1 protein-coding gene is annotated in these 781 nt (G+C 69.5%); it reads right to left on the bottom strand.

From position 1 onward, the window contains the following. A partial coding sequence (locus tag IH13_RS0136330; protein ID WP_031091461.1) for a beta-ketoacyl synthase N-terminal-like domain-containing protein occupies positions 1 to 781 on the bottom strand: 781 nt, incomplete at both ends.

The raw sequence follows: 781 nt of genomic DNA, 5'->3' as shown, positions 1-781 counted from the left end.
CCTGCGTATGACCGATGTTCGACTTGATCGACCCCAGCAGCAGCGGCCGTTCGTCCAGCCGTTCCTGTCCGTATGTGGCGAGCAGTGCCTGCGCCTCGATCGGGTCGCCCAGTGTCGTACCCGTGCCATGCGCCTCGACCACGTCCACCTGCGCCGGCTCCAGACCGGCGCTGATCAGGGCCTGGCGGATGACCCGCTGCTGCGCGGGGCCGTTGGGTGCGGTCAGACCGTTCGACGCACCGTCCTGGTTCACCGCAGAGCCCCGTACCACAGCCAGCACCTCATGGCCGTTGCGCCGCGCGTCCGAGAGCCGCTCCACCAGGAGCATGCCCACGCCCTCACCCCAGCCGGTGCCGTCCGCGGCCTCGGCGAACGCCTTGCAGCGGCCGTCCACGGCGAGACCGCCCTGCCGGGAGAACTCCACGAAGGCACCTGGCATAGACATGACGGTCACACCGCTGGCCAGGGCCATGGTGCACTCGCCTTCCCTGAGCGCCTGCGCGGCGAGGTGCAGGGCTACCAGGGACGACGAGCAGGCTGTGTCCACCGTCACCGCCGGGCCTTCGAGACCCAGGGTGTACGCGATACGCCCGGACAGGACGCTGGCAGAGCTTCCGGTGGCGCCGTATCCGACAACGGAGTCGCCCGCCCCGCCCAGGACGTAGCCGTAATCCTGTCCGTTGGTACCGGTGAACACACCGACTCGGTCGCCCTTGAGGGACGTCGGGTCGATGCCGGCCCGCTCGAAGGCCTCCCACGACGCTTCAAGCAGCAGTCGCTG

The organism is Streptomyces sp. NRRL WC-3549, from assembly GCF_000721935.1.
Classification (GTDB): Bacteria; Actinomycetota; Actinomycetes; order Streptomycetales; family Streptomycetaceae; genus Streptomyces.
The sequence above is the reverse complement of the archived record's forward strand: the minus strand, read 5'-3'. Positions and strand labels throughout refer to the sequence as shown.